This window comes from Micromonospora globbae, assembly GCF_003610785.1.
GTDB classification, from domain to species: domain Bacteria; phylum Actinomycetota; class Actinomycetes; order Mycobacteriales; family Micromonosporaceae; genus Micromonospora; species Micromonospora globbae.
In genome coordinates, this window is the sequence record NZ_RAQQ01000027.1 from 1 (window position 1) to 23,180 (window position 23,180).

At 73.5% G+C, this 23,180-nt stretch carries 19 protein-coding genes; 7 read left to right on the top strand and 12 right to left on the bottom strand.

Annotation, left to right across the window (positions count from 1 at the left end; translation table 11 throughout):
- Window positions 1-197 precede the first annotated feature (197 nt).
- Window positions 198-986, bottom strand: a complete 789-nt coding sequence (locus D7I43_RS27685) for a sporulation protein (protein ID WP_120331525.1) — start codon at window positions 984-986, stop codon at window positions 198-200.
- 236 nt (window positions 987-1,222) lie between these two features.
- On the opposite strand from D7I43_RS27685, the gene sigB reads away from it, so the two are divergent.
- Entirely contained in the window at window positions 1,223-2,239 is a 1,017-nt protein-coding gene (gene sigB, locus D7I43_RS27690; protein ID WP_396843392.1) for an RNA polymerase sigma factor SigB, read from the top strand.
- Between the two features lie 137 nt (window positions 2,240-2,376).
- Window positions 2,377-2,784, top strand: coding sequence for a VOC family protein (locus D7I43_RS27695; protein ID WP_120331526.1), 408 nt, complete (start codon window positions 2,377-2,379; stop codon window positions 2,782-2,784).
- A 12-nt stretch (window positions 2,785-2,796) separates the two neighbouring features.
- Here D7I43_RS27695 and D7I43_RS27700 read toward each other — a convergent pair whose 3' ends face one another.
- From D7I43_RS27700 to D7I43_RS27710, 3 genes are read right to left on the bottom strand one after another with little or no spacing between them, the layout of a single operon-like run.
- Window positions 2,797-5,346, bottom strand: coding sequence for a bifunctional acetate--CoA ligase family protein/GNAT family N-acetyltransferase (locus tag D7I43_RS27700; protein ID WP_120331527.1), 2,550 nt, complete (start codon window positions 5,344-5,346; stop codon window positions 2,797-2,799).
- Window positions 5,347-5,368: 22 nt separating this feature from the next.
- Complete coding sequence (locus D7I43_RS27705; RefSeq protein ID WP_120331528.1) at window positions 5,369-6,550, bottom strand: acetoin utilization protein AcuC; 1,182 nt, start codon at window positions 6,548-6,550, stop codon at window positions 5,369-5,371.
- 47 nt (window positions 6,551-6,597) lie between these two features.
- Window positions 6,598-7,452 (bottom strand): sulfurtransferase, encoded by an 855-nt coding sequence (locus D7I43_RS27710; protein WP_120331529.1) that lies wholly within the window; start codon window positions 7,450-7,452, stop codon window positions 6,598-6,600.
- 97 nt (window positions 7,453-7,549) lie between these two features.
- Between D7I43_RS27710 and D7I43_RS27715 the strand changes: the two genes are divergently transcribed.
- Complete coding sequence (locus D7I43_RS27715) at window positions 7,550-8,236, top strand: iron-dependent transcriptional repressor DtxR (protein ID WP_120331530.1); 687 nt, start codon at window positions 7,550-7,552, stop codon at window positions 8,234-8,236.
- Window positions 8,237-8,246: 10 nt separating this feature from the next.
- On the opposite strand, the gene D7I43_RS27720 is transcribed toward D7I43_RS27715, so the two are convergent.
- The gene (locus D7I43_RS27720) at window positions 8,247-8,801 is read right to left on the bottom strand and encodes a hypothetical protein (protein ID WP_240033197.1); all 555 of its coding nucleotides are present in this window, start codon (window positions 8,799-8,801) and stop codon (window positions 8,247-8,249) included.
- 153 nt (window positions 8,802-8,954) lie between these two features.
- Between D7I43_RS27720 and bla the strand changes: the two genes are divergently transcribed.
- Both bla and D7I43_RS27730 read left to right on the top strand, forming a co-directional pair.
- Complete coding sequence (gene bla / locus D7I43_RS27725; RefSeq protein WP_120331532.1) at window positions 8,955-9,938, top strand: class A beta-lactamase; 984 nt, start codon at window positions 8,955-8,957, stop codon at window positions 9,936-9,938.
- Between the two features lie 48 nt (window positions 9,939-9,986).
- Window positions 9,987-11,273: a D-alanyl-D-alanine carboxypeptidase family protein gene (locus D7I43_RS27730; protein WP_120331533.1), complete on the top strand. Its 1,287-nt coding sequence runs from the start codon at window positions 9,987-9,989 to the stop codon at window positions 11,271-11,273.
- Between the two features lie 2 nt (window positions 11,274-11,275).
- Here D7I43_RS27730 and D7I43_RS27735 read toward each other — a convergent pair whose 3' ends face one another.
- Complete coding sequence (locus D7I43_RS27735) at window positions 11,276-11,518, bottom strand: DUF5522 domain-containing protein (protein ID WP_120331597.1); 243 nt, start codon at window positions 11,516-11,518, stop codon at window positions 11,276-11,278.
- A 197-nt stretch (window positions 11,519-11,715) separates the two neighbouring features.
- On the opposite strand from D7I43_RS27735, the gene D7I43_RS27740 reads away from it, so the two are divergent.
- A complete protein-coding gene (locus tag D7I43_RS27740) occupies window positions 11,716-13,035 on the top strand; it encodes an MFS transporter (protein WP_158610161.1) in 1,320 nt (439 codons plus the stop codon).
- A 106-nt stretch (window positions 13,036-13,141) separates the two neighbouring features.
- Here the strand turns inward: D7I43_RS27740 and D7I43_RS27745 are convergent, their stop codons facing one another.
- The 4 genes from D7I43_RS27745 to nrdR form a co-directional block, all read right to left on the bottom strand.
- The gene (locus D7I43_RS27745; RefSeq protein ID WP_120331535.1) at window positions 13,142-14,077 is read right to left on the bottom strand and encodes a DUF2332 domain-containing protein; all 936 of its coding nucleotides are present in this window, start codon (window positions 14,075-14,077) and stop codon (window positions 13,142-13,144) included.
- 149 nt (window positions 14,078-14,226) lie between these two features.
- Window positions 14,227-14,586 carry a VOC family protein gene (locus D7I43_RS27750; RefSeq protein ID WP_120331536.1) on the bottom strand — a complete coding sequence of 120 codons (360 nt, stop codon included), beginning with the start codon at window positions 14,584-14,586 and terminating at the stop codon, window positions 14,227-14,229.
- Between the two features lie 172 nt (window positions 14,587-14,758).
- Complete coding sequence (locus D7I43_RS27755; RefSeq protein ID WP_120331537.1) at window positions 14,759-17,659, bottom strand: vitamin B12-dependent ribonucleotide reductase; 2,901 nt, start codon at window positions 17,657-17,659, stop codon at window positions 14,759-14,761.
- Window positions 17,660-17,690: 31 nt separating this feature from the next.
- Entirely contained in the window at window positions 17,691-18,191 is a 501-nt protein-coding gene (gene nrdR, locus D7I43_RS27760; protein WP_120331538.1) for a transcriptional regulator NrdR, read from the bottom strand.
- Between the two features lie 649 nt (window positions 18,192-18,840).
- On the opposite strand from nrdR, the gene lexA reads away from it, so the two are divergent.
- Window positions 18,841-19,626 carry a transcriptional repressor LexA gene (gene lexA / locus D7I43_RS27765; RefSeq protein WP_120331539.1) on the top strand — a complete coding sequence of 262 codons (786 nt, stop codon included), beginning with the start codon at window positions 18,841-18,843 and terminating at the stop codon, window positions 19,624-19,626.
- A 76-nt stretch (window positions 19,627-19,702) separates the two neighbouring features.
- On the opposite strand, the gene D7I43_RS32840 is transcribed toward lexA, so the two are convergent.
- Both D7I43_RS32840 and hflX read right to left on the bottom strand, forming a co-directional pair.
- Window positions 19,703-21,424: a hypothetical protein gene (locus D7I43_RS32840; protein ID WP_158610162.1), complete on the bottom strand. Its 1,722-nt coding sequence runs from the start codon at window positions 21,422-21,424 to the stop codon at window positions 19,703-19,705.
- 196 nt (window positions 21,425-21,620) lie between these two features.
- Complete coding sequence (gene hflX, locus D7I43_RS27775) at window positions 21,621-23,108, bottom strand: GTPase HflX (protein WP_396843396.1); 1,488 nt, start codon at window positions 23,106-23,108, stop codon at window positions 21,621-21,623.
- Between the last annotated feature and the right edge of the window lie 72 nt (window positions 23,109-23,180).

Here is a 23,180-nt window from a genome sequence, read left to right on the forward strand (position 1 = left end):
CCCTGAACCCCACAGATGCTCCAACACCTGCCGATGCCCGAACGTCAACACACCCGGCCTCGCCACCAGCACCCCCAACCCAACCAAGATCAGTTGCACTGAAGCCTAGAAACCACCCGGCGTGTCGCAGCGATAACGTCATGATCAACCGGAGGTGACCGGGGGGCCGGGGGCGGTCGGGGTGGTCGGGGGTGGGGTCAGAAGAACAGGCCGCGGCGCTGGAGGGACTGGCGCAGCCAGCCGTCGAGCTGGGCGGCCCAGTCCACCTGGTCGACCGTGGCGTGGTCGACGGTGAACCGGCCGAACGCGTCCCGCCCCTCGGTGAACAGGCCACCCCGCTTGTCCAGCTCCAGCACCACCTGCATCTGCCGCGGGTCGGCGATGAAGGTGACCTCCAGCTGGTTGATGGCCCGGGCGTACTGCGGGGCGGGGTGGAACTCGATCTCCTGGTAGAACGGCAGCGTCTGCCGTACGCCGTAGATGTGGCCGCGCTCCACGTCGGCCCGCGCGAACCGGAAGCCGAGCCGCAGCAGCGCGTCCAGCAGGCGCTCCTGGGCGGGCAGGGGGTGTACGGCGACCGGGTCCAGGTCGCCCTTGTCCACCGCCCGGGCCACCTCCAGCTCCGTACGCAGCCCCATGGTCATCCCGTGCAGGTGCTGCCCGTACAGCTCGGTGACCGGGGTCTCCCACGGCACGTCGAAGCGGAACGGGATGTCGTAGCGCTGACCGGGCTCCAGCCGGAACGCGCCCGTCACCCGCTGACGGTGGAACTCCTGGTTGGTGTCGTACTCGTTGTCGCCGCTCTCCACCTCGACGCGGGTGAGCAGCCCGAGCGCCACGTACTCGATGTCGACCTGGTGGTCGCCGCCCATCACCTGGATCCGGCCCTCGAGCTGGCCGCCCGGACGGCAGTTCGGGTTGGCCAGCACGGTTTCCACCGACGGGCCGCCGACGCCCATCGCCTGCATCAGCCGCTTGAAGACCACAACATCCTCCGTCGCCTCTACCGGGCCGGCCACGCCGGCCGGTCGCTGGCACCGTAACCGGGACGGGCAACACGACCCGTCCGACACACCCGCCCCGGCCGGCCGCGCCACGGCGATCCGACCGGATTCCTGTCGGGTCCCCGATCGCCTCACTCCCGTTTAACGCCCCGCCCGCCAAGCTGTGTGTCACCGGCACCACTGGGGCCGGGATGGCACGACACGGGGAGAGACGAGAGATGGCCCTGCAGATGACGGAGCACCGGATGCGCCCGGCCGCGGGCACGGACACGAACCCGGGCGCCGAGGTCGTCACCGACCTGGACGCCACCGACGAGCGTGGTGTCTCCACGGACCTGGTCCGGGCGTACCTCAACGGGATCGGCCGCACGAAGCTGCTCACCGCGGCGCAGGAGGTCGAGCTCGCCAAGCGGATCGAGGCCGGCCTCTTCGCCGAGGAGAAGCTCGCCACCTGCACCCCCGTCTCCCCCGAGCTGCGCGCCGACCTCGAACTGATCGCGGCCGAGGGCCGGGCGGCCAAGGACCACCTGCTCGAGGCGAACCTCCGGCTGGTGGTCAGCATCGCGAAGCGCTACACCGGGCGCGGCATGGCCTTCCTCGACCTGATCCAGGAGGGCAACCTCGGCCTCATCCGCGCCGTCGAGAAGTTCGACTACGCCAAGGGCTACAAGTTCTCCACGTACGCCACCTGGTGGATCCGCCAGGCCATCACCCGCGCCATGGCCGACCAGGCCCGCACCATCCGCATCCCGGTGCACATGGTGGAGCAGGTCAACCGGATGGTCCGGGCCCGCCGGGAACTGTCGGTGACGCTGGGCCGCGAGCCCACCGTGGCCGAGGTGGCCCGGGCCCTCGACATCCCCGAGTTCCAGGTCATCGAGCTGATCTCGTACGACCGGGAGCCGGTGAGCCTGGACCAGGCGGTCGGCGAGGACGGCGAGAGCGCGCTCGGCGACTTCGTGGCCGCCGTCGACCCGCGGGACGAGCCGGGGGACGCCTCGGCGCAGGGCGAGCTCCGCAACGAGGTCCGGATCGTCCTCGCCACCCTGTCCCAGCGGGAGCAGGCGGTCATCCGGCTGCGGTTCGGCCTCGACGACGGCCGGCAGCGCACGCTGGACGAGGTGGGTCGGGAGTTCGGCCTGTCCCGCGAGCGGATCCGGCAGATCGAGAAGGTCACGCTGCTGAAGCTGCGCGCCCCGGAGCGGGCGCAGCGGCTGGAGGCGTACGCCTGCTGACCAGGGCGTTGACGGCTTCGGGCCCCGGCGGTTCGCCGGGGCCCGTCGCGTGCGCCGGCGCGGCGGTGGTTGACCCGGCCGACGGGGTGGGCTAACAAGGCGTGACCGGCTCCACCGGCAGCGTGAGGGGACGCAGCATGAACTGGACGTTGGAAGTCGTGGTGGTACCCGTGTCCGACGTGGACCGGGCCAAGGCGTTCTACGCCGACCAGGTCGGGTTCACCGTCGACCACGACACGGCCATCGGCGGCCTCGGCCGGGTCGTGCAGCTCACGCCCCCGGGATCGGGCTGCTCCATCGTGTTCGGCACGGGGGTGATCCCGGAGATGACGCCCGGGTCGCTCAAGGGTCTGCAACTGGTGGTGCCCGACATCGAGCGGGCGCGCGCCGAGCTGGTCGGCCGGGGCGTACCGGTCAGCGAGATCCAGGTGCTGGGAAGCAACGCCAACCCCACCCCGCACCCCCTGGACAACGTCGGGTTCGTCTTCTTCTCGGACCCGGACGGCAACTCGTGGGCCGTCCAGCAGATCTCCAGCCGCGCCTGACCCGCCCCGCCGTCACAGGCGGCGAGGGCCGGTGTCGGGGCGGTCGAGGGCCGCACCGAGGCGGACGGTGGCGTGCAGCACCGACAGGCCGTCGGGCCGGGCGAGCACCGGGTTGAGCGTGAGCGCCCGCACCCGCGGCTGCTCGTCGGCGAGCCGGCCGACCCGCAGTAGCAGGTCGGCGAGGGCCGCGCGGTCCACCGGCGCGGCGCCCCGGTGGCCGCGCAGCAGCGGGGCCGCCCGCGGCTCGTCGACCAACTCCGCGGCGTCCCGATCGGTCAGCGGCACGGCCCGCCAGGCCCGGTCGCCCAGCAGTTCGGTGGCCACGCCGCCGAGCCCGAAGCCGACCACCGGCCCGAACGCCGGATCCTCGACCAGCTCGACCACGCAGGCAACCCCGGGCGGGACCATCGGCTGGACCAGGACGTCCGCGCCGAAGGCCGCGGCCATCTCGGCGTACGCGCGGCGGACCGTCGCGGCGTCCGGCAGGTCGAGCCGGACGGCGCCGAGGTCGAGCCGGTGCCGCAGCCCGTGCGCCGCAGCCTTGAGCGCCACCGGGAAGCCGAGCCGCCGCGCCGCGTCGACCGCCTCGTCCGGCGTACGCGCCGGCACCGACCGCACCAGGTCGATGCCGTACGCGGCCAGCAGGGCGGGCACGTCGGCACCCTCGGGACGCAGCGCGGCCTGACCGGCGGCACGGTCGACGCCGGGCAGTTCCGGCAGGGTGCCCGACGGGCGGCGCAGCCACTCCGCGTACCGGTGCACCCGGCCCAGCGCCCGGACCGCCTCCTCGACGCCCCCGTACGCGGGCAGCCCGGCCGGGGCGCGTCCGGCCAGCACGGTGGCGACGACCGGCTTGCCGGCGTCGAGAGCGGCGGGCAGCGCGGCGGTGACGTCGGCGTCGGCGGGCTGACCGGGCAGCGGCGGGGCGAGCGTCACGGCGAGCGCGTCGACCCGCTCGTCGCCGGCCGCCGCGGCCAGCAGGGCGGCGAGTTCGGACGCCGTGCCGTTCGGCCCGACGTCGCGGGGGTACCCGTCGGCCAGCGTCAGCCCCTGAGCGGCCAGCGCGGCGGCGGCCAGCCCGGTGAGCGCCGAGGAGTTGCCGACCACCGCGACCCGCGGACCGGCGGGCAGCGGCTGGTGGGCCAGGAGCACCCCGACGTCCAGCAGTTCGGCGACCGTGTCGACCCGGATCACCCCGGACTGGGTGAAGAGGGCGGCCACCGCGACGGCGTCCGGGCCGGCGGAGTCGCCCACGCCCGGTGGCCGGGCCGGCGAGGCGAGCGCCACCACCGGCTTCGTCCGCCCGATCCGGCGGGCCAGCCGGGCGAACTTGCGCGGATTGCCGAACGTCTCCAGGTGCAGCAGGATCACGTCGGTGCCGGGGTCGTCCTGCCAGTACTGGAGCAGGTCGTTGCCGGAGACGTCGGCCCGGTTCCCCGCCGAGACGAAGCGGGACAGGCCGAGCCCGCGCCGGTCCGCCTCGGCCAGCAGCGCCACCCCGAACGCCCCGGACTGGCTGAAGATCCCCACCCGTCCCGGCGGCGGCAGCGCCGGCGCGAGCGTGGCGTTCAGGCGTACGGCCGGGTCCGTGTTCGCCACCCCGAGGCAGTTCGGGCCGACCACCCGCATGCCGGCGGCGTGCGCGGCCCGGACCAGGGCCCGCTGCGCGGCGGCGCCCTGGGCGCCCGCCTCGGCGAAACCGGCCGAGATCACCACGAGGCCGTGCACCCCGGCGGCCGCGGCGTCGGCGACCACGGCGGGCGCCGCCTCGGGCGGCACGGCCACCACCGCCAGGTCCACCGGCACGCCGGCGTCGGCCGCGCGGGGGTACGCGGGCAGCCCGGCGACGGTCGCGGCGGTCGGGTGCACCGGGACCACCGTGCCGGTGAAGCCACCGTCGCGCAGGTGCCCGAGCACCGCGGCGCCGACGCCCTGCCCGGTGGCGCTGGCGCCGTAGACGGCCACGCCCCGCGGCGCCAGGAGTCGGGCGATCGAGCGGGCCTCCGTCCGGTGCTCGCGGCCACGCTGCACCTCGAGGGTCGCCTCGGTGGGCGCGATCGGGAAGGTGAGGTGGACCACGCCGTCGGCGAACTGCCGCTGCAGCTGGTAGCCGAAGTCGGAGAAGACCCGCAGCATCGCCCCGTTGGCCGGGAGCACCTCGGCCACGAAGTGCACGATGCCGACCCGGCGGGCCGCGTCGGCGAGGTGCTCCAGCAGCACCGACCCGATCCCCCGGCCCTGGTAGGCGTCCTCCACCACGAAGGCCACCTCGGCCTCCGGCGCCTCCGGCCCGAGCCGCTCGTACCGGCCGACGGCCACGATCCGCCCGCCGGCCAGCACGACGAGCGCCTCCCGGTCCCGGTGGTCGACGGTGACGAAACGCTGCAGGTCCCGCTCCGGGATCCGGGGGTACGGCGAGAAGTAGCGCAGGTAACGGGTGCGCTCGGAGAACCGGGCGTGCATGGCCACGATGCCCAGCGCGTCGTCGGGCCGGATGGGTCGCAACTGGACGGTGGTGCCGTCGCTGAGCAGCACGTCCACCGGCTGGTCCACGGTCGTCACCGGCCGCCCTCCCCCGGCCGGCTCAGTCGCGCGGGTCGTGCGGGTCGAGCCCGAGCAGCGGGAAGACCGTCTTGCGGGTGGCCGCGATCGACCGGTCCACCGCGGTCGGCTCGCCGCTGGGCTGCCACGGCTCGTACGCGGGGTCGACGTCGTCGGTCATCCGCAGCGGCACCTCCCGCCCGGGGCAGCGGGTGGCCGCCAGTTCCCGCCACGACGGCGGAGTCAGCGTCGCCGGGTCCAACGGCTCGCCGGTGGCCACCGCCAGCAGGTGCGTCCAGGCCCGCGGCACCGCCTCGACCAGCGCGTACCCGCCGCCGCCGGTGGCCACCCAGCGGCCGTCGCACAGCTCGTCGGCGAGCGCCCGCAGGGCGAGGTACGTGGCGCGCTGCCCGTCGACCGAGAGGTGCAGGTCGGCCAGGGGGTCGCGCCGGTGCGCGTCCGCGCCGCACTGCGTCACCAGCAGCTGGGGCCGGTACGCGCGCAGCACCGACGGGACGACGGCGTGGAACGCGCGCTGCCAGCCCGCGTCGTCGGTGCTCGGCGGCAGCGGCACGTTGACGGCGCTGCCCTGGGCGTTCGGTCCGCCGGTCTCGTCGGGGAACCCGGTGCCCGGGAACAGGGCGAGCGGCGTCTCGTGCAGGCTGACCGTCAGCACCCGGGGATCGTCCCAGAAGATCTGCTGCACCCCGTCGCCGTGGTGCACGTCCACGTCCACGTACGCGATCCGCTCCGCCCCGAGGTCGAGCAGGCGGGCGATGGCTACCGCCGGGTCGTTGTAGACGCAGAAACCGGAGGCCCGGGCCGGCATGGCGTGGTGCAGCCCGCCGGCCACGTTCACGGCCCGCCGCGCCTCGCCCCGCCAGACCGCCTCGGCGGCGGCGACGCTCGCCCCGGCGATCAGCGCGCTGGCCTCGTGCATCCCGTCGAAGATCGGGTTGTCCGAGGTGCCCATCCCGAACCCGGCGAACAGCGGGTCGGACGGCGCGGCGCGGACCGCCGCCAGGTAGCGGGGCTCGTGCACCCGCGTGAGCAGCGCGTCGTCGGCGGGTTCCGGCTTGACCAGGCGCACCCCGGGCCGGTCGAGGACGCCGAGTTCCCGGGCGAGCGCCATGGTCAGCTCCACCCGGACCGGGTCGAGGGGATGGTCACCCATGTCGTAGGCGAGCAGTGACTCGTCCCACACCACCACCGTGTCGTCGGACATGGGCCCATCGTCGCACGTGGACCGGTGGACGGCAGCGTACGTCCTGCTCACGCCCCGGGTGTCGGCCCGGTGGCCACCGGACGGTCCGGGTCGGCCACCCAGTTGCTCCACGAGCCGACGTACAGCGCGGCGTCCGGCCGGCCGGCGAGGTGCAGGGCGAGCACCGCCTGGGCGGCGGTCACCCCCGACCCGCAGTACGCCCCGACCGGTGTGCCCTCGGTCACCCCGGCGGCGGCGAACCGCTCCCGCAGCACCTCGGCGGCGGGGAAACGGCCGTCGGCGACGTACTCCGGCGCGGGCAGGTTGACGGCGCCGGGCACGTGCCCGGCGACCGGGTCGATCGGTTCGGTCTCGCCGCGGTAGCGCGCCGCCGCGCGTACGTCGAGCAGCAGCCCCTCGCCGGCGGCGAGCCGGGCCGCGGCGGCCGCGTCGAGCACGGGCAGCGCGCCGGGGTTCACCTCGACGTCGCCCGGCGCCGGCCGCGGCACCTCGGCGGTGGTGGGCAGGCCGGCGGCCAGCCAGGCCGGGTACCCGCCGTGCAGCAGGCGGACCGGACGGTGCCCGGCCCAGCGCAGCGTCCACCAGGCGCGGGCCGCCGCCATGCCGTCACCGCCGTCGTACACGACGACGGGGTGGCCGCTCCGGACGCCGGCGGCCCGCAGCGCGGCCTGCAACGCCCCGGGATCGGGCAGCGGGTGCCGTCCGGCGTGGCCCGGGGGTCCGCACAGCGCCGTGTCCAGGTCGACGAAGACCGCGCCGGGCAGGTGACCGACGGCGTAGTCGTCGCGTCCGGGCGGACCGGTGAGCCGCCAGCGGACGTCGAGCAGGGTGGGCGGGGTGGCGGAGTCGATCTCGGCGGCGAGCCGGTCGGGCTCGACGAGGAGATCCTCGGTACCGGACATGCCGTCCAGTCAACACCATCCGGGCAGCTGGCTCGCGTTTCGGCCTCGGTCGTTACAGCGGGGGCGCGGTAACATCGATCACTGGAGGGCCGCTGACGTGAAACACGACCTGGTCGACACGACGGAAATGTACCTACGCACCATCCTCGAACTGGAGGAGGAGGGTGTGCCGCCGCTGCGTGCCCGGATCGCCGAGCGGCTGAAGCAGAGCGGTCCCACGGTGAGCCAGACGGTCGCCCGGATGGAACGCGACGGGCTGCTGACCGTCGAGGGCGACCGGCACCTGACGCTCACCCCGCAGGGTCGCAGCGCCGCCGTCTCGGTGATGCGTAAGCACCGGCTCGCCGAGCTGCTGCTGGTCAACGTGATCGGGATGCCCTACGAGGAGGCCCACGACGAGGCCTGCCGGTGGGAGCACGTGATGAGCGACGCCGTGGAGAAGCGCGTCTACGACCTGCTCAACCGGCCGACCCGCTCGCCGTACGGCAACCCGATCCCGGGTCTGGAGGAGTTGGGCTCGCCGGGGCCGGAGGAGACCGCGGCGGCCGACGGCGAGCGCAACCTGGCCTTCCCCGGCCTGTCCGGGACGGTGGTCGTGCGCCGGATCTGCGAGAGCGTCCAGACCAACGCGGACGTGCTGCGCCAGCTGCACGCCGCCGGGGTCGACCCGGGCGCCACGGTGACGGTGGCCCAGGAGCGCGACGGGGTGTCGATCGACCGCTCCGGCGACCGGATCCGGCTGCCCCGCGAGGTCGCCTCCCGAGTCTTCGTCGCCGCCCCCTGACGGCGCACCGTCACAACGCCCTGGTGTTCACCGTCTTGGCCAGGGCGGTCAGCCCGGCCACGAGCTTCTCGGCCGCCGACCTGGCGGTGCCCTTCGGGGTGGTCCAGCGCAGGGTCGCCAACCGGCCGTCCGTGGAGAGCCAGCCCACCTCGGCCGCCGGCCCGTGGCCGCCGGCGGCGCCGGTGGTCCGCCGGTAGGCCTGCTGACCGAGCCCGGTGACCTTGCCGGCCGAGTCCGGCACCACGTCGGCCGCGAAGGTGGCCTTGTCCATCGACGTCTCGGTCACCGTGAGCGTCAGCTCGGGCAGGGTGGCCTGCCCGGCCCGCACCACGCAGGTGTGGGTGTCGCCCCGCTCGCTGGCCGCCGCCACGTCGAAGCGTACGTTCACGTGCTGTTCGATCACGGCGAAGTCGAGCAGCCGGCAGGCGCCGCCGGAGGACGCGGCGGGCACGTCGAGGGCGATGGGCGCGGGCGGCGGCAGCGCCACCGGCTCGCGCTCCGAGGCGCAGCCGGCGGTCAGCAGTACGGCCGAAGCGGCGAGCCAGGTCCGGGCGCGCACTCTCATCCCTCCACCTCGCCGGCGGGTGGCCCGCCGGATGTCCGTCGGACACCGTACGGGCAACCGGGCCGATGCGGAAGACCGGGAACCGCCGCCCGAGGGGACGGACGCCACACGACCCGGCGCAACCAGGGGCGTCGCCGCACGCGTCTCCTCCACATGGGTTCCCGATCTTCACTGCCGGGCGGCGGACGGGCCACGAACGCCTCCCCGCCGGCCGTCACCCGCCGCGCTCTCCTGGGCACCGGCGCGCTCCTTCCGCTGGCGGCCTGCACCACGGAGGCGACGCCCTCCCCCGGCCCGTCGGCCGCCTCTCCCGCCCCCACGGCCCCCTCGGCGTCCGCCCCCTCGGCGTCGGCGCCGCACGCCGGCCTCGTCGCGCTGGAGCGCCGGTTCGACGCGCGGCTCGGGGTGTACGCCCTCGACACCGGCACCGCCGCCACGATCGCCCACCGGGCGGACGAGCGGTTCGCGTTCTGCTCGACGTTCAAGGGGCTGGCGACGGCGGCCGTGCTGCACCGCCACCCGCTGTCGTACCTGGAGACCGTCGTGCGGTACACGCGACGGGACCTCATGGAGAGTTCCGCCATCACGAGGCGGCACGTGGACACGGGGATGACGCTCCGCCAGGTGTGCGACGCCGCGGTCCGCTACAGCGACGGCACGGCCGGCAACCTGCTGCTCCGCGAGCTGGGCGGACCGGCCGCGCTGACCGCGTACGTGCGGAGCCTCGGCGACACGGTGACCCGGATGGACCGGATCGAGCCGACCATCGTGGAGGCCACGCCGGGCGACCCCCGGGACACGACGTCGCCCCGGGCGATCGGCACCACCTACCGGGCGATCCTGCTGGGCGACGCGCTGGCCGACGACCGCCGCGCCTTCCTGCGCGACCTCATGGAACGCAACGCCACGGGCGCGGGCGCCGCACGCATCCGGGCCGGCGTGCCGCGGGGGTGGACGGTGGCCGACAAGACCGGGACCGGCGACTACGGCACCCTCAACGACATCGGCGTCGTGTGGCCTCCGGGAGCCGCGCCGCTCGTGATCGCGATCATGTCGAGCCGGGCCGAGCGGGACGCCGCCTACGATCAGGCCCTGATCGCCGAGGCCGCCGCGTACGTGGTCAGAACGCTGACCTGAGCGACACGACCACGTGGAACAGACCGACGTGCCGTAGGGAGAGAGTCCATGCCCGAGTCCGCGACGACTCACGTGACCACCGCAACGCCGCCGCCTCCGGTCCGGCGTCGTACCGCCAGCGTCTGGCTGCTCGTGACCGGCCTGCTCGTCGTACTCCTGGCGGGTGCCGCCCTCGTGGCGATCGAACCGCTGCACCGCCCCCTGCCGGCGCCGGCCGTCACACGGACCCTGCCCGCGTCCACGGTCGTCCCCGGGGCGGCCCCCGCGTTGCCGTGGCCGCAGGCCGGCCAGGCCGCCCTCTCCGTCGACGGGCTGGGCCCGCTCGGCACGTCGGGCGGCAACCGGCCGGTGCCGATCGCGAGCGTCGCCAAGGTGATGACCGCGTACGTCATCCTGACCGCGCACCCACTCGACCGCGGCGAGCAGGGACCGACGCTCACCGTCAGCGCGGCGCAGGCCGCCGCGTACCCGAGGGAACGGGCGCGCGGGGAGTCGCTCGTGCCGGTCGTCGCCGGGGCGGTCTTCACCGAGCGTCAGGCGCTCCAGGCCGTGCTGCTCCCGTCGGCCAACAACATGGCGCGGATCCTCGCGGCCTGGGACGCCGGGAGCGTCGACGCCTTCGTCGCCAAGATGAACGACACGGCCGCCGCGCTCGGCATGACCGACACCCACTACACCGACCCGGCCGGCCTCGACCCGGGCACCGTGAGCACGGCCGTCGACCAGGTGATCCTGGCGCGCAAGGCGATGGAGCTGCCGGCGTTCGCGGAGATCGTGGCGCAGAAGGAGGCCACCCTCCCGGTCGCCGGGACGGTCCGCAACTACAACTCCCTCGTCGGCCGCGACGGCGTCGTGGGAATCAAGACCGGATCCACCGACGAGGCGGGCGGCTGCCTCGTCTTCGCCGCCGTCGCCACGGTGGCCGGCCGGAAGGTCACCGTCGTGGGCGCCGTCCTGGGGCAGCCCGGCGCCGACACCCCCGTGCAGCTGGACCGGGTGTTCCGGGCGACCCGACCGTTGATCCGCACCGCGGTGGCCGCGATCGCGGAGCACCCGGTCGTGAAGGCCGGCGAGCCGGTCGCCACCGTACGGGGGCCGCTGGGCGCCGGCACGACCCTCCACGCGGCGCAGGACGTACGCGTGCTGGGGTGGCCCGGCATGCCGGTGCGGCTGGACGTCGACGTCCCTCCGGTGCCGCAACGGCTGCCGGCCGGGACGGAGACCGGCCGGATCAGCGCGGTCGCCGGTGAGGGCGCTACCGTGACCGTCGCGATCGAGAGCGGCGTACGCCTCGAACCGCCGTCCACGTGGGACCGCATCCGGCGGCACCGCTGAGCTCAGTCGTCGACGTACGGGCAGTGCCGGCAGCCGCGGCCGCAGCACGTACCGCGGCGGGCCAGGAAGCCGGCGGTCAGCACGAACAGCCCGCTGCCCGGGTCGAGGTAGCCGGCCTCCCCCGCCTCCAGTGCGGCGGCGTGCGCCGCGAGGATCCGCTCCCGGTCCGGGTGGTCCGCCGGCAGCCGTGACGGGTGCGGCTCGGTCAGCGGGCGGGCCGCCAGCGGTCGTCGTTCACCGGTCACCGCCGCAGTCTAGGAACAGCGACCCCGGCGCCCCGGGCCGGGCGAGCGGGGCGGGGCGAGCGGGGCGGAGCGAGCGGCGCCGGTTGGGCGGGGCCGGGCGAACGGCGCCGGTTCGGCGGGAAAATGCCGCGCCCGGTCGCGGCCGCCCCACTACGGTTCGCGACGTCCCGTGTCCGTGCCCACAGACAGGCCTCCCGGTGAGCCAGCACGTCGCCGATCCCCCGGCGTCACCCGTCGTCCGACCGCCGTCGCTGCTGCGCGACCGGAACTTCGTGCTGCTGTGGAGCGGCCAGACGGTCAGCGAGCTGGGCACCCGGATCGCCGGGGTGGCGGTTCCGCTGCTCGCCGCGGACACCCTGCACGCCAGCGTCTTCCAGGTGTCGCTGCTCACCTTCCTGGCCTGGCTGCCGTACCTGCTCGTCTCGCTGCCGGCCGGCATCCTCGCCGACCGGACCGACCAGCGGAAGCTGATGATCCTCTGCGACCTGGGCCGGGCCGCGCTGATGCTGTCGCTACCGGTGGCCGCGCTGGTCGGGCAGCTCACGCTCGGCTTCCTGTACGCGGTGGTGGGGCTCTCCGGCGTGCTCACCGTGCTGTTCACGGTCGCGTACAAGAGCATGCTGCCCGCGTTGATCCCGGCGGCGCAGCTCGTGGACGGCAACGCCAAGCTCACCATGAGCCAGGACGCCGCGGAGCTGGTGGGGCCGACGCTCAGCGGTGTGCTCATCGGGCTGGTGGGCGCCGCGCGGACGTTCCTCGCCAACGGGCTCGCCTTCCTGGTCAGCGCGCTGACCCTGCTACTGATCCGGCCCGGCCCGAGAGCGGGGTCCGCGACGGGACCGTCGTCGGGGCCGTCGTCGGGACCGGACCCGGCCGCGCCGGCGGAGCGGGTGCCGCTGCGGGTGCAGATGACCGACGGACTCGCCTTCGTCCGCCGCCAGCGGATCCTGCTGAGCATCCTCGCCTGCACGACCACCTCGAACTTCTGGGTGATGGCGGCCAGCTCGATCGAGGTGACGTTCATGGTGCGTGAGCTGCACGCCTCCTCGGTACAGGTGGGCGTGGTCTTCTCGGTCAGCGCCGTCGGCGGCCTCGTGGTCGGGGCTCTCGCCGCGCGGCTGTCGGCGTCGATCGGCTCGGCCCGGGTCATCTGGGTGTCGATGGCCACGCCCGGCCCCCTCTACCTGCTGATGCCCCTGGCGCGGCCCGGCTGGGGCGTACTCCTCTACGGCATCGGGCTGGCCGCCTTCTCCGCCAACGCCGTGCTGTTCAACGTGGCGTCGACGACCTACCGGCAGCGGATCACCCCGCCGGCCATCCTCGGCCGGGTCAACGCCGCGTTCCTGTGGATCTGCTTCGGGGTGATCCCGCTCGGCGCGCTGGTCGGCGGTGCCCTCGGCACGGCGCTCGGGCTACGTACGGCGCTGTTGGTCTGCGTGCTCGGCACGTGGAGCGCGTGCCTGTTCGTGGTGTTCTCTCCACTGCGGAGGATGCGGGACACGCCGGAGCCGGCGTAACGCCGCCGGACCGGCTCGCAGCGCCGGCGGAGCGTGCGTGTCGCTGCTGGACCGGCTCGTAGCTGCCGGACCGCGCATAGCGCTGGCGCTGCCGGCGGCGGGTGGTTCAGCCGAACCAGACCATCGACTGCCCGTGCCCCCGCGACCAGGCGAGCGGCCGGCCGTCGAGCGCGAGCACGTTGTGCAGCGCCTCGCTCGGCGGCTCCGGCAGCCCGTCGTACGGCAGCACCTCGGGGGCCTCGTTGGAGATCCAGTGCCCGGGCAGCTCGCGGACGACGTCGACGAACGCGTCCCGCCGTGCGCGGGGCACCTGGTAGAGCACCGAGGTGTGGAACACCACGAGCGTCGCGCCGGCCGGCGCCCGGGCGGCCAGGGCCGGCAGGTCGTCCACCAGGTCGCCGCGTACCAGCAGCGGCGGGTCGGCGGCGGCGATCCGGGCGGCGGCGCGCAGCCGCTCGCGGCGGTGGCTGTGCTCCGGCCAGACGAGGGCGTCCAGCCACGCCACGTCGGCGGGGTCGGTCACGTCGAGCGGGTTCAGGTCGAGACCGGCCCGCCACACCACCCGCGGCAGCCGGGTCGGGGGCATCAGGCCGGTGGCCGCGCAGTCGAGCACCGGCGTGCCCGAGCCGACCCGGTGGTCGCCGTAGCGGTAGGCGTACCGGTCGGGGTAGAGGCAGAGACCGGCAGAGGCGCCGACCTCCAGCAGAGCGAGCGGCTGCGGCAGGGCGGCGAGCACGGGCAGCAGGACGGCGCAGCGGCCGGCCTCGTTCGTCTGGGTCGCCCGGACGCGCATCTCCGCGGCGATCGCCGGCCAGTTCGCCACCGCGAACCCGCGGAACGCCGCCGGGTCGTCGACGGGGCCGCCGAGCAGCCGTACGACGCCGAACAGCAGGTTCGGTTGCCGCTTGCCGGGCGGCAGCTCGCCGAGCCGGGCGAGCAGCTCGTCGTCGCGGGAGACGGCGAGCGCCAGCCGTTCGTACGTGGGTGACACCCCGCGTAGCTCGCGGACGGCGAAGTCGACGTAGTCGGCGGCGATCGTCATGAGCCGATGATCGCCGATGTCGGCGCCGCAGGGCTGATCCTGACCCCGCGATCTTGCAGTTTCGGCCCGCGATTCGCGGCATGTGTCCCCGTTTGCCAGGGCAGAAAGTGCAAGATCGCGGAGGGGCCCGTCAACGGTGAGCCTGTCCTCTAGAGCCACCGGGTCAGGTTGAGCATGTTGCCGTCGGGGTCGAGCACATGCGCGACCCGCTGGCCCCACGGCATGTCGTTGGGCTGTCCGGGCACGGTGCCGCCGGCCGACTCGACAGTGGGCAGCAGCGCGTCGACGTCGGGAACCTCGGCGCTGAGGATGATCCGCACCGGCGCGCCGATCTGGGTGTCGTCCCTCTGGACGAGGCCGAGCACGGTCTCCCCGATCCGCAGCTCGACGTAGAACTCCGGGCCCTCGTCGGGCACGCGGAAGGTCTGCGTCGCACCGAGCACCGTCTCGTAGAAGGTGCGCAGGCGGGGAAGGTCGGGCGTGCTGACGACGGGCTGGATCGAGGGCATTCGCGTCTCCTGAGCGGTCGGTTGTCAGTAGGACCGACCGGAGACCCGGAACTCATCGGTGGCACCGCGTGCCGGACGGGCGATACGACTCGGAGGCAGTGAGTCGTCCCGTCGCCAGACGCGCGCTGCCCCGACCCCGTGACCGGGATCGGGGCAGCGTGTGGCGCGTACGTCAGCTGCAGCCGCTGGTGGAGCCGCAGCCCTCGCAGACGTAGCAGCTACCGGCGGGGCGCATCTTCGTACCGCAGGTGAAGCAGAGCGGCGCGTCGGCGGCCTTGCCCATCACGGCCTCCAGCAGTTCGGTGCTGGAACCGACCGACGGGGCCGGCTTGGCGGCGGCCACGTCGGCGGTCTCCTGCGCCGGCTGGGCGACCGGGCCGGTCTTCGGCTCCTCCGGCTTGGTCTCGACCGGGGCGGAGGCGGCCATCGCGGTGAGGTCCGCACCGTTGGCCTCCGCCTCCGCCTCGGCCGCGAGCTGGGCGGCCCGCTCCTTGGCCGTGAAGATGCCCAGCTCCGCGCGGCGCTCGTACGGCAGGAAGTCCAGTGCCAGCCGCCGGAAGATGTAGTCCATCACCGAGGCGGCCATGCGCACGTCCGGGTCGTCGGTCATGCCGGCCGGCTCGAAGCGCATGTTGGTGAACTTGCTGACGTACGTCTCCAGCGGGACGCCGTACTGGAGACCGATGGAGATGGCCACCGAGAAGGCGTCCATCACGCCGGCCAGGGTCGAGCCCTGCTTCGACATCTTGAGGAAGACCTCGCCGAGGCCGTCGTCCGGGTAGGACGACGCGGTGAGGTAGCCCTCGGCGCCGCCGACCGAGAAGGAGATCGTCTGCGACGGGCGCTTCTTCGGCAGGCGCTTGCGCACCGGGCGGTACTCGACGACCTTCTCGACGACCTTCTCCGGCTCGGCGGTCTCGGTGGTCTCCGTGGTCGCCTTGTTCGACTTGGCGACCGAGAGCGGCTGGCCGACCTTGCAGTTGTCGCGGTAGATCGCCAGGGCCTTGAGGCCGAGCTTCCAGCCCTCGAAGTAGATCTTCTCGACGTCCTCGACGGTGGCCTGCTCCGGCATGTTGACCGTCTTGGAGATGGCGCCGGAGATGAACGGCTGGATGGCCGCCATCATCCGTACGTGCCCCATCGGGGCGATCGAGCGCTCACCCATCGCGCAGTCGAAGACCGCGTAGTGCTCCGGCTTGAGGCCGGGGGCGTCCACCACGTGGCCGTGGTCGGCGATGTGCTCGACGATCGCCTCGACCTGCTCCTCGGGGTAGCCGAGGCTGCGCAGGGCGCGCGGCACGGTCTGGTTGACGATCTGCATGGAGCCGCCGCCGACCAGCTTCTTGAACTTGACCAGCGCCAGGTCCGGCTCCACACCGGTGGTGTCGCAGTCCATCATGAGGCCGATGGTGCCGGTGGGCGCCAGCACGCTGGCCTGCGAGTTCCGCCAGCCGTACTTGTCGCCGATCTTGTTACCGAGGGTCCACTGCTTCGTGGCCTCCCGCTGGATGGCGGTGGCCACGGTGCCGGCCGGCTTGATCTCGTCGTTGGCGGCCGCGTGCTTGCGCATGACCCGCTTGTGCGGCTCGGCGTTGCGGGCGTAGCCGTCGTACGGGCCGACGATGCCGGCCAGCTCCGCCGAACGGCGGTACGCGGTGCCGGTCATCAGCGAGGTGATCGCCGCGGCGAGCGAGCGGCCCTGGTCCGAGTCGTACGGCAGGCCGGAGGCCATCAGCAGCGCGCCCAGGTTGGCGTAGCCGATGCCCAGCTGCCGGTAGGCCCGCGTGGTCTCACCGATCTTCTCGGTCGGGAAGTCGGCGAAGCAGATCGAGATGTCCATGGCCGTGATGACCAGCTCGACCGACCTCACGAACTTCTCCACCTCGAAGCCCCCGTCGGCGCGGAGGAACTTCATGAGGTTGAGCGACGCCAGGTTGCAGGAGGAGTTGTCCAGGTGCAGGTACTCCGAGCACGGGTTCGACGCGGTGATCCGCCCGGTCTCCGGGCAGGTGTGCCAGTCGTTGATCGTGTCGTCGTACTGGAGGCCGGGGTCGGCGCACTCCCACGCGGCCTGGGCGATGGTGCGGAAGAGCTTCTTGGCGTCGACGGTGTCGATGACCGCGCCGTCGAGCCGGCCGCGCAGGTCGAAGGTGCCGCCGTTCTCCACGGCGTTCATGAACTCGTCGGAGACGCGGACGGAGTTGTTGGCGTTCTGGTACTGGACGCTGACGATGTCGGCGCCGCCCAGGTCCATGTCGAAGCCGGCGTCCCGCAGCGCGCGGATCTTGTCCTCCTCGCGCGCCTTGGTGAGCACGAACTCCTCAATGTCCGGGTGGTCCACGTCGAGGATGACCATCTTGGCCGCCCGCCGGGTCGCGCCGCCGGACTTGATGGTGCCGGCGCTCGCGTCGGCGCCCCGCATGAAGCTCACCGGGCCGGAGGCGGTGCCGCCGGAGGAGAGCAGCTCCTTGGAGGAGCGGATCCGGGACAGGTTCACGCCGGAGCCGGAACCGCCCTTGAAGATCAGCCCCTCCTCCTTGTACCAGTCGAGGATCGAGTCCATCGAGTCGTCGACCGAGAGGATGAAGCACGCGCTGACCTGCTGCGGCGACGGCGTGCCCACGTTGAACCAGACCGGCGAGTTGAAGCTGAACACCTGGTGCAGCAGCATCCAGGTCAGCTCGTGGGCGAAGATCTCCGCGTCGGCCGGGCTCGCGAAGTAGCCGTACTCCTCGCCGGCCGTCCGGTAGGTGGTGACCACCCGGTCGATCAGCTGCTTGAGCGACCACTCCCGCTCCGGGGTCCCCACCGCGCCCCGGAAGTACTTGGTGGTCACGATGTTCGCCGCGTTGACGCTCCACGACTCGGGGAACTCCACCCCGCGCTGCTCGAAGTTGATCGAGCCGTCCCGCCAGTTCGTCATCACGACGTCCCGGCGCTCCCACGTGACCTCGTCGTACGGGTGGACCCCCTCCGTCGTCCAGACCCGCTCGATCTTCAGGCCCGCGCCTGCCTTGCTCCGCGACCTGCTTGTCGTCACGCCGTCGCCCCCCTCGTCTGCGCGGTCACCCACCGCGCGTCCCAATCTGACAGAAACCGAAGAATCAGTGCGCGCGGGCGGCGGCCTCGACCGCGTCCGCCCCGCCGTTCTCGCGGGCGCGCGCCGCGGCCCGCAACGACTCGATCTCGCGCTCGAAGTCGGCGAGCGAGTCGAAGGACCGGTAGACGCTGGCGAACCGCAGGTACGCCACCTCGTCCAGGTCCCGCAACGGGCCCAGGATCGCGAGCCCCACCTCGTGGCTGGGGATCTCGGCGGCGCCCTTGGCCCGGATCGTCTCCTCCACCCGCTGGGCGAGCAGCGCGATGGCGTCCTCGTCGACGGGCCGGCCCTGGCACGCCTTGCGCACCCCACCGATGATCTTCGTCCGGCTGAACGGCTCGGTCACCCCACTGCGCTTGACGACCGCCAGGACGGCCTCCTCGACCGTGGTGAACCGCTTGCCGCACTCCGGGCAGGCGCGCCGCCGCCGGATGAGCTGGCCGTCGTCGGCCTCCCGCGAGTCGACCACGCGAGAGTCGGCGTGCCGGCAGTACGGACACCGCATCGCTGACCTCCTTGATCGCCCGCGCTCGACCCGAGCCGTTCCCGGGCAACGCGAGACCGCGGCGTCGCCATCGTCCGATGGCCCCCGCCGCGTCACTGTACGGGAGTGCGGTCGGTAGTCGAACCCAACCTATAGGCAACTTACGCCCATGTGACTACTACATCTAGGGGTCGACCGTATGCCCCCGGCGGACCCCGGTCAAGTCGACGGCGTGTCCCGCGTGTCACTCCCGATCCCGGTCGATCCCCGCCCGTCCGACCCGCCGTCCGACCCCGCCGGCACGCCGATCCACCCCCGTCCGGCCCGGCGGGCCGAGCCCGCCGACCCGCCGGTGAACCCAACGGGCGGACCGGCCCGTGGTTACCGCTTCGCCGGCCAGGCTCGCCCGATCGGCCGGTCCCGCCGACCACGAGCATTCGAACACGCGTGCCAACCGACGTACCATTTATCAGAACGGGAGTACGAACGTTTCGGTTTTCCCCGCGACACGCCGGTGAGAGGTCGTACAGATGTTTGAAAATGACCGATCTCACCTATACGGTCAGGAACAACCGGTCGCGGCGGGATCCGCCGCACCAGAAAGCACACCGGCATCACCGCACGCAACAGGGGGCGCCGGGGGCACCCAGCGCCGACAGGGAGGACGGACGTGACCGAGGACCGGGCCAGCCGGCCGAAGAACCCGCAGCAGCTCGCCGAGGCGGGTCCGCCGGCCACTCGGCGCCGGGGCACCGCGCGCACCCGGGCGGCGCAGCCCGCCGTACGCCCGGTCACCCCGGTGGTCAGCACCTTCCCCGATCCGGCGACGGTCGACCTGACCGCCCGGCAGCGGCGGATCCTGGAGTTCATCCGCACCTGGGTCGACCGGCACGGCTACCCGCCGAGCGTGCGGGAGATCGGCGAGGCGGTCGGGTTGGTGTCCCCGTCCAGCGTCGCCTACCAGCTGAAGGAGCTGGAGAAGAAGGGCTTCCTGCGCCGCGACCCCAACCGGCCGCGCGCCGTGGACGTCCGCGCCCCCGGCGACCTGGTCGACGACGAGCTGGCCCGCGCCCAGCGGCCCACCCCGGCGTACGTGCCGATGCTCGGCCGGATCGCCGCCGGCGGCCCGATCCTCGCCGAGCAGGCGGTGGAGGACGTCTTCCCGCTCCCCCGCGAGCTGGTCGGCGAGGGTGAGGTCTTCATGCTCCAGGTCAAGGGCGACTCGATGCTCGACGCGGCCATCTGCGACGGCGACTGGGTCGTCGTGCGGCAGCAGCCGACCGCCGAGTCGGGCGACATCGTGGCGGCCATGCTCGACGGCGAGGCCACCGTCAAGACCTACCGCCGCCGCGACGGGCACGTGTGGCTGATGCCCCAGAACCCGGCCTTCGACCCGATCCCCGGCGACGACGCGACCATCATGGGGCGTGTCGTGGCGGTGCTGCGGCGCATCTGACCACGGGCGGGTGGCCACGCCCGGTGGTCACCCGCACCGAGGGCTCCACGGGCGAACCCGCGCCCGCACGCGGCGATCAGTATCGGTCGCCCCGGTAGCCGCGGCCCCCACCCGGGTACTGGCCGTACGGGTCGATGTCGTCGTCTCGCCGGCGACCGCCCCGCTGGCCCCGATAGTCCGGCTCCGGCCCGGGCCCACCCCGTCGGGGCGGCGGCTCCGCACGGCCTCCGCCGTACACGCCACCGCCGCCGGGCTGGCCACCGCCGTAGACCCCACCGCCCGCGGGGCGCCCACCGCCGCCGGCAGGCCGCCCACCGCCACCGGCGGGGCGACCGCCGCCCGCCGGCCGGCCGTTGCCGCCGTAGACACCACCACCGCCGCTCGGGCGGCCACCGCCGCCGCTGGGCGGCCGCGCACCGCCGTACACGCCTCCCGTGCCGCCGGCCGGTCGACCGCCGCCGTAGACGCCTCCACCGGCGGGCGCGCCGCCGCGGGCCGGGCCCCCGGCGGGCGGAGCACCCCCGCGCGCCGGGCCTCCGCCGTACACGGCGCCGTTGCTCGGGGCACCGCCGTAGACACCGCCCCGCGGACCGTCGCTCACGGGAGCGTCGGCCTCCACGAAGCCGCTCGGCCGGTCGTCGACACCGTCCGGGCCGTCCGGATCCTCACCGGCCGCCCGCTTGCGGCGGGTCCGGAGGATGCCGAAGATGCCGATGCCGACCAGCACCACACCGATCACGCCGACCGCGGCGATCAGGTAGGTGATGTCCTGGAGACTCAGCTCGTCGAACCACGACCGGCCGGCCGCCTGCCCGCCCTCGTGGTCGTCGGCGATCGGCGCCGCCGTGCTCGTCGACGGCGTGTAGGCGAGGATGTTCACGTCGAGCTCGTCGTCGCCGAGCTGCGCGACGTCCGAGACGGTGAGGAAGGTCTTCCCGTCGGGCGTGTAGGCGATCGCCTCGCCGAACGGGTCGGACAGCGGGGTTACCCGCGGCTTGCCGGTGGTGAGCGCCCCGACGATGTCACCGCCGGTGACGTCGAACTCGAAGGCGTCGGCGTACGTGCGCAGCACCACCCTGCTGCCGTCCGGGGAGCGGGCCGCACCGGTGATCGCGACCCGGCCGAACGTGTTGAGCGGGTTGTCCGTCTGCGTCTTCGGCAGCGTGATCTCGCCGACCTTCTCCATCGGCACCGGCTCGGTGGCGCCGTTCTTGAGCGCCGCCGTCGGACGGTAGATCTCCGCCTTGCCCGAGATCACCTTCGTGATGATCAGCGGTAGCTTGTCGTCGCCGACCAGCAGTGCCTCGGCGTCGTGCGGCTTCCCCTCCGGGTACGAGAGGCGGTGCAGGACGGGCTCCTTGGAGCCGCTCACCGGCATGGTCCAGACCGCCACGCGCTTGCGGCGCTCCTCCGACATGGGGTTGTCACCGGTGTCGGCGATCCACAGCGTCTTGCGGTCGGGCGAGAGCGCCAGGTCCTCCGTGTCGAACGGGCCCTCACCGGAGTAGGGCACCGGATCCTTGGAGATCTTGCACTTGTTGTCCAGGTAGAAGACCCGCTTACGCGACTCGACCTCGGTGCCGTCGTTGATCACGATGTAGCCGCTGTTCGTCGCCACGAGCCCGGAGATCTCGCGCAGCCGCTCGTCGGTGATGGTGCACCGCTTCTTGCCGGGCTGCGGTTCGCCGGGAGCGGGAGCTGCCGGAGCGGGGGCCGCCAGGGCGGCGGCTCCGGTGAGTGCCACGGTGACGCCGACGAGCCCGAGGGCGACCGTGACCGAGGAAACAGCGCGGCGCATTGCGCAAGTGTCGCATGCCCGGGGTTTCCGGCGGGTCACGCCAGCCGGCTCAGGCCGGTACGCCGGCCGGGGGGCAACCCCGGCACGCCGGGCTCACGCCGGTGGTGTCAGGCGGGTACGCGGGGCTCACGCCGCCCGGGTCAGGCCGGCACGCCAGGCTCACGCCGGCGATGTCAGGCCGGCACGCCGGCCGGGGTCAGGCCCCGGCGACGGCCGCCTGCGCGTACGGGGCCAGCTCGGCGGCGAGCGGCTGGTTCACGCGCACGTGCAGCAGCGTGCCCTCGGGCAGGTGGGCCGTGCTGAGCACCTCGCCGAGGCGGTGCACCCGGGCGACCAGGTCACCCCGGTCGTACGGCAGCACCGCACGCACCTCCACCGCGGGCCGCGGCAGCCGCGTCTCGATGACGTCGCGCAGGTCGTCGATCCCCCGCCCGGAGCGGGCCGAGACGAAGACCGCCTCCGGCCAGAGCCGCTTCAGCCGCAGCAGCGTCTCCTCGTCCGTGGCGTCGATCTTGTTGACCACCAGCAGCTCGGGAAGCCGGTCGGCGCCCACCTCGGCGAGCACCTCGCGTACCGCCCGGACCTGCTCCTCCGGATCCGGGTGGGTGCCGTCGACGACGTGAACCACCAGGTCGGCCTCGGCGACCTCCTCCAGCGTCGAGCGGAACGCCTCGACGATCTGGTGCGGCAGGTGCCGGACGAAGCCCACCGTGTCGGAGAGCGTGTAGACACGCCCGTCGCTCGTGGTCGCCCTGCGGGTGGTCGGGTCGAGGGTGGCGAACAGCGCGTTCTCGACCAGCACACCCGCGCCGGTCAGGCGGTTGAGCAGGCTCGACTTGCCGGCGTTGGTGTAACCGGCGATGGCCACGGCCGGCACCGCGTTGCGGGAGCGGCGGGCACGCTTGGTCTGGCGTACGGTGCGCATGCCCTTGATCTCGCGACGCAGCCGGGCGATCCGCGTGCGGATCCGGCGCCGGTCGGTTTCGAGCTTCGTCTCACCGGGACCACGCAGACCCACACCGCCGCCGGCGCCGCCCACGCGGGCGCTACCGCCGGTCTGCCGGGAGAGCGTCTCGCCCCAACCGCGCAGGCGGGGCAGCAGGTACTCCAGCTGGGCCAGCTCGACCTGCGCCTTGCCCTCCTTGCTCTTCGCGTGCTGGGCGAAGATGTCGAGGATCAGCGCCGTACGGTCGACGACCTTGACCTTGGTCCGCTGTTCGAGGTTGCGCAGCTGCGACGGGGAGAGCTCACCGTCGCAGATGACCGTGTCGGCGCCGGTGGCGAGCACGACGGAGCCCAGGTCGTCGACCTTGCCCCGACCGATGTACGTCGCCGGGTCGGGACGGTCGCGCCGCTGGATGAGCCCCTCGAGCACCTGGGAGCCGGCGGTCTCGGCCAGCGCGGCCAGCTCGGTGAGGGAGTTCTCGGCGTCGGTCTGCGTGCCCTCGGTCCAGACGCCCACGAGCACCACCCGCTCCAGGCGGAGCTGGCGGTACTCGACCTCGGTGATGTCGGTGAGCTCGGTGGAGAGGCCGGGGACCCGCCGCAGCGCCTGCCGCTCCGACAGCTCGAACTCGCCGGTGGTGGCGTCGAGCTCCTCGTCCTCAACGGGGACGACGACGGTGTCCTGGTCGCGCAAGCCGATCTCCTGTCCGTTCTGCCGGTTACCGAGCAATCCTGACATGTGACAACGCGCGGCGCACCTGCGTTATGCCCGTGGTCGTACCCACCGGTAGCGGGGCCGGATGCCGGCCGA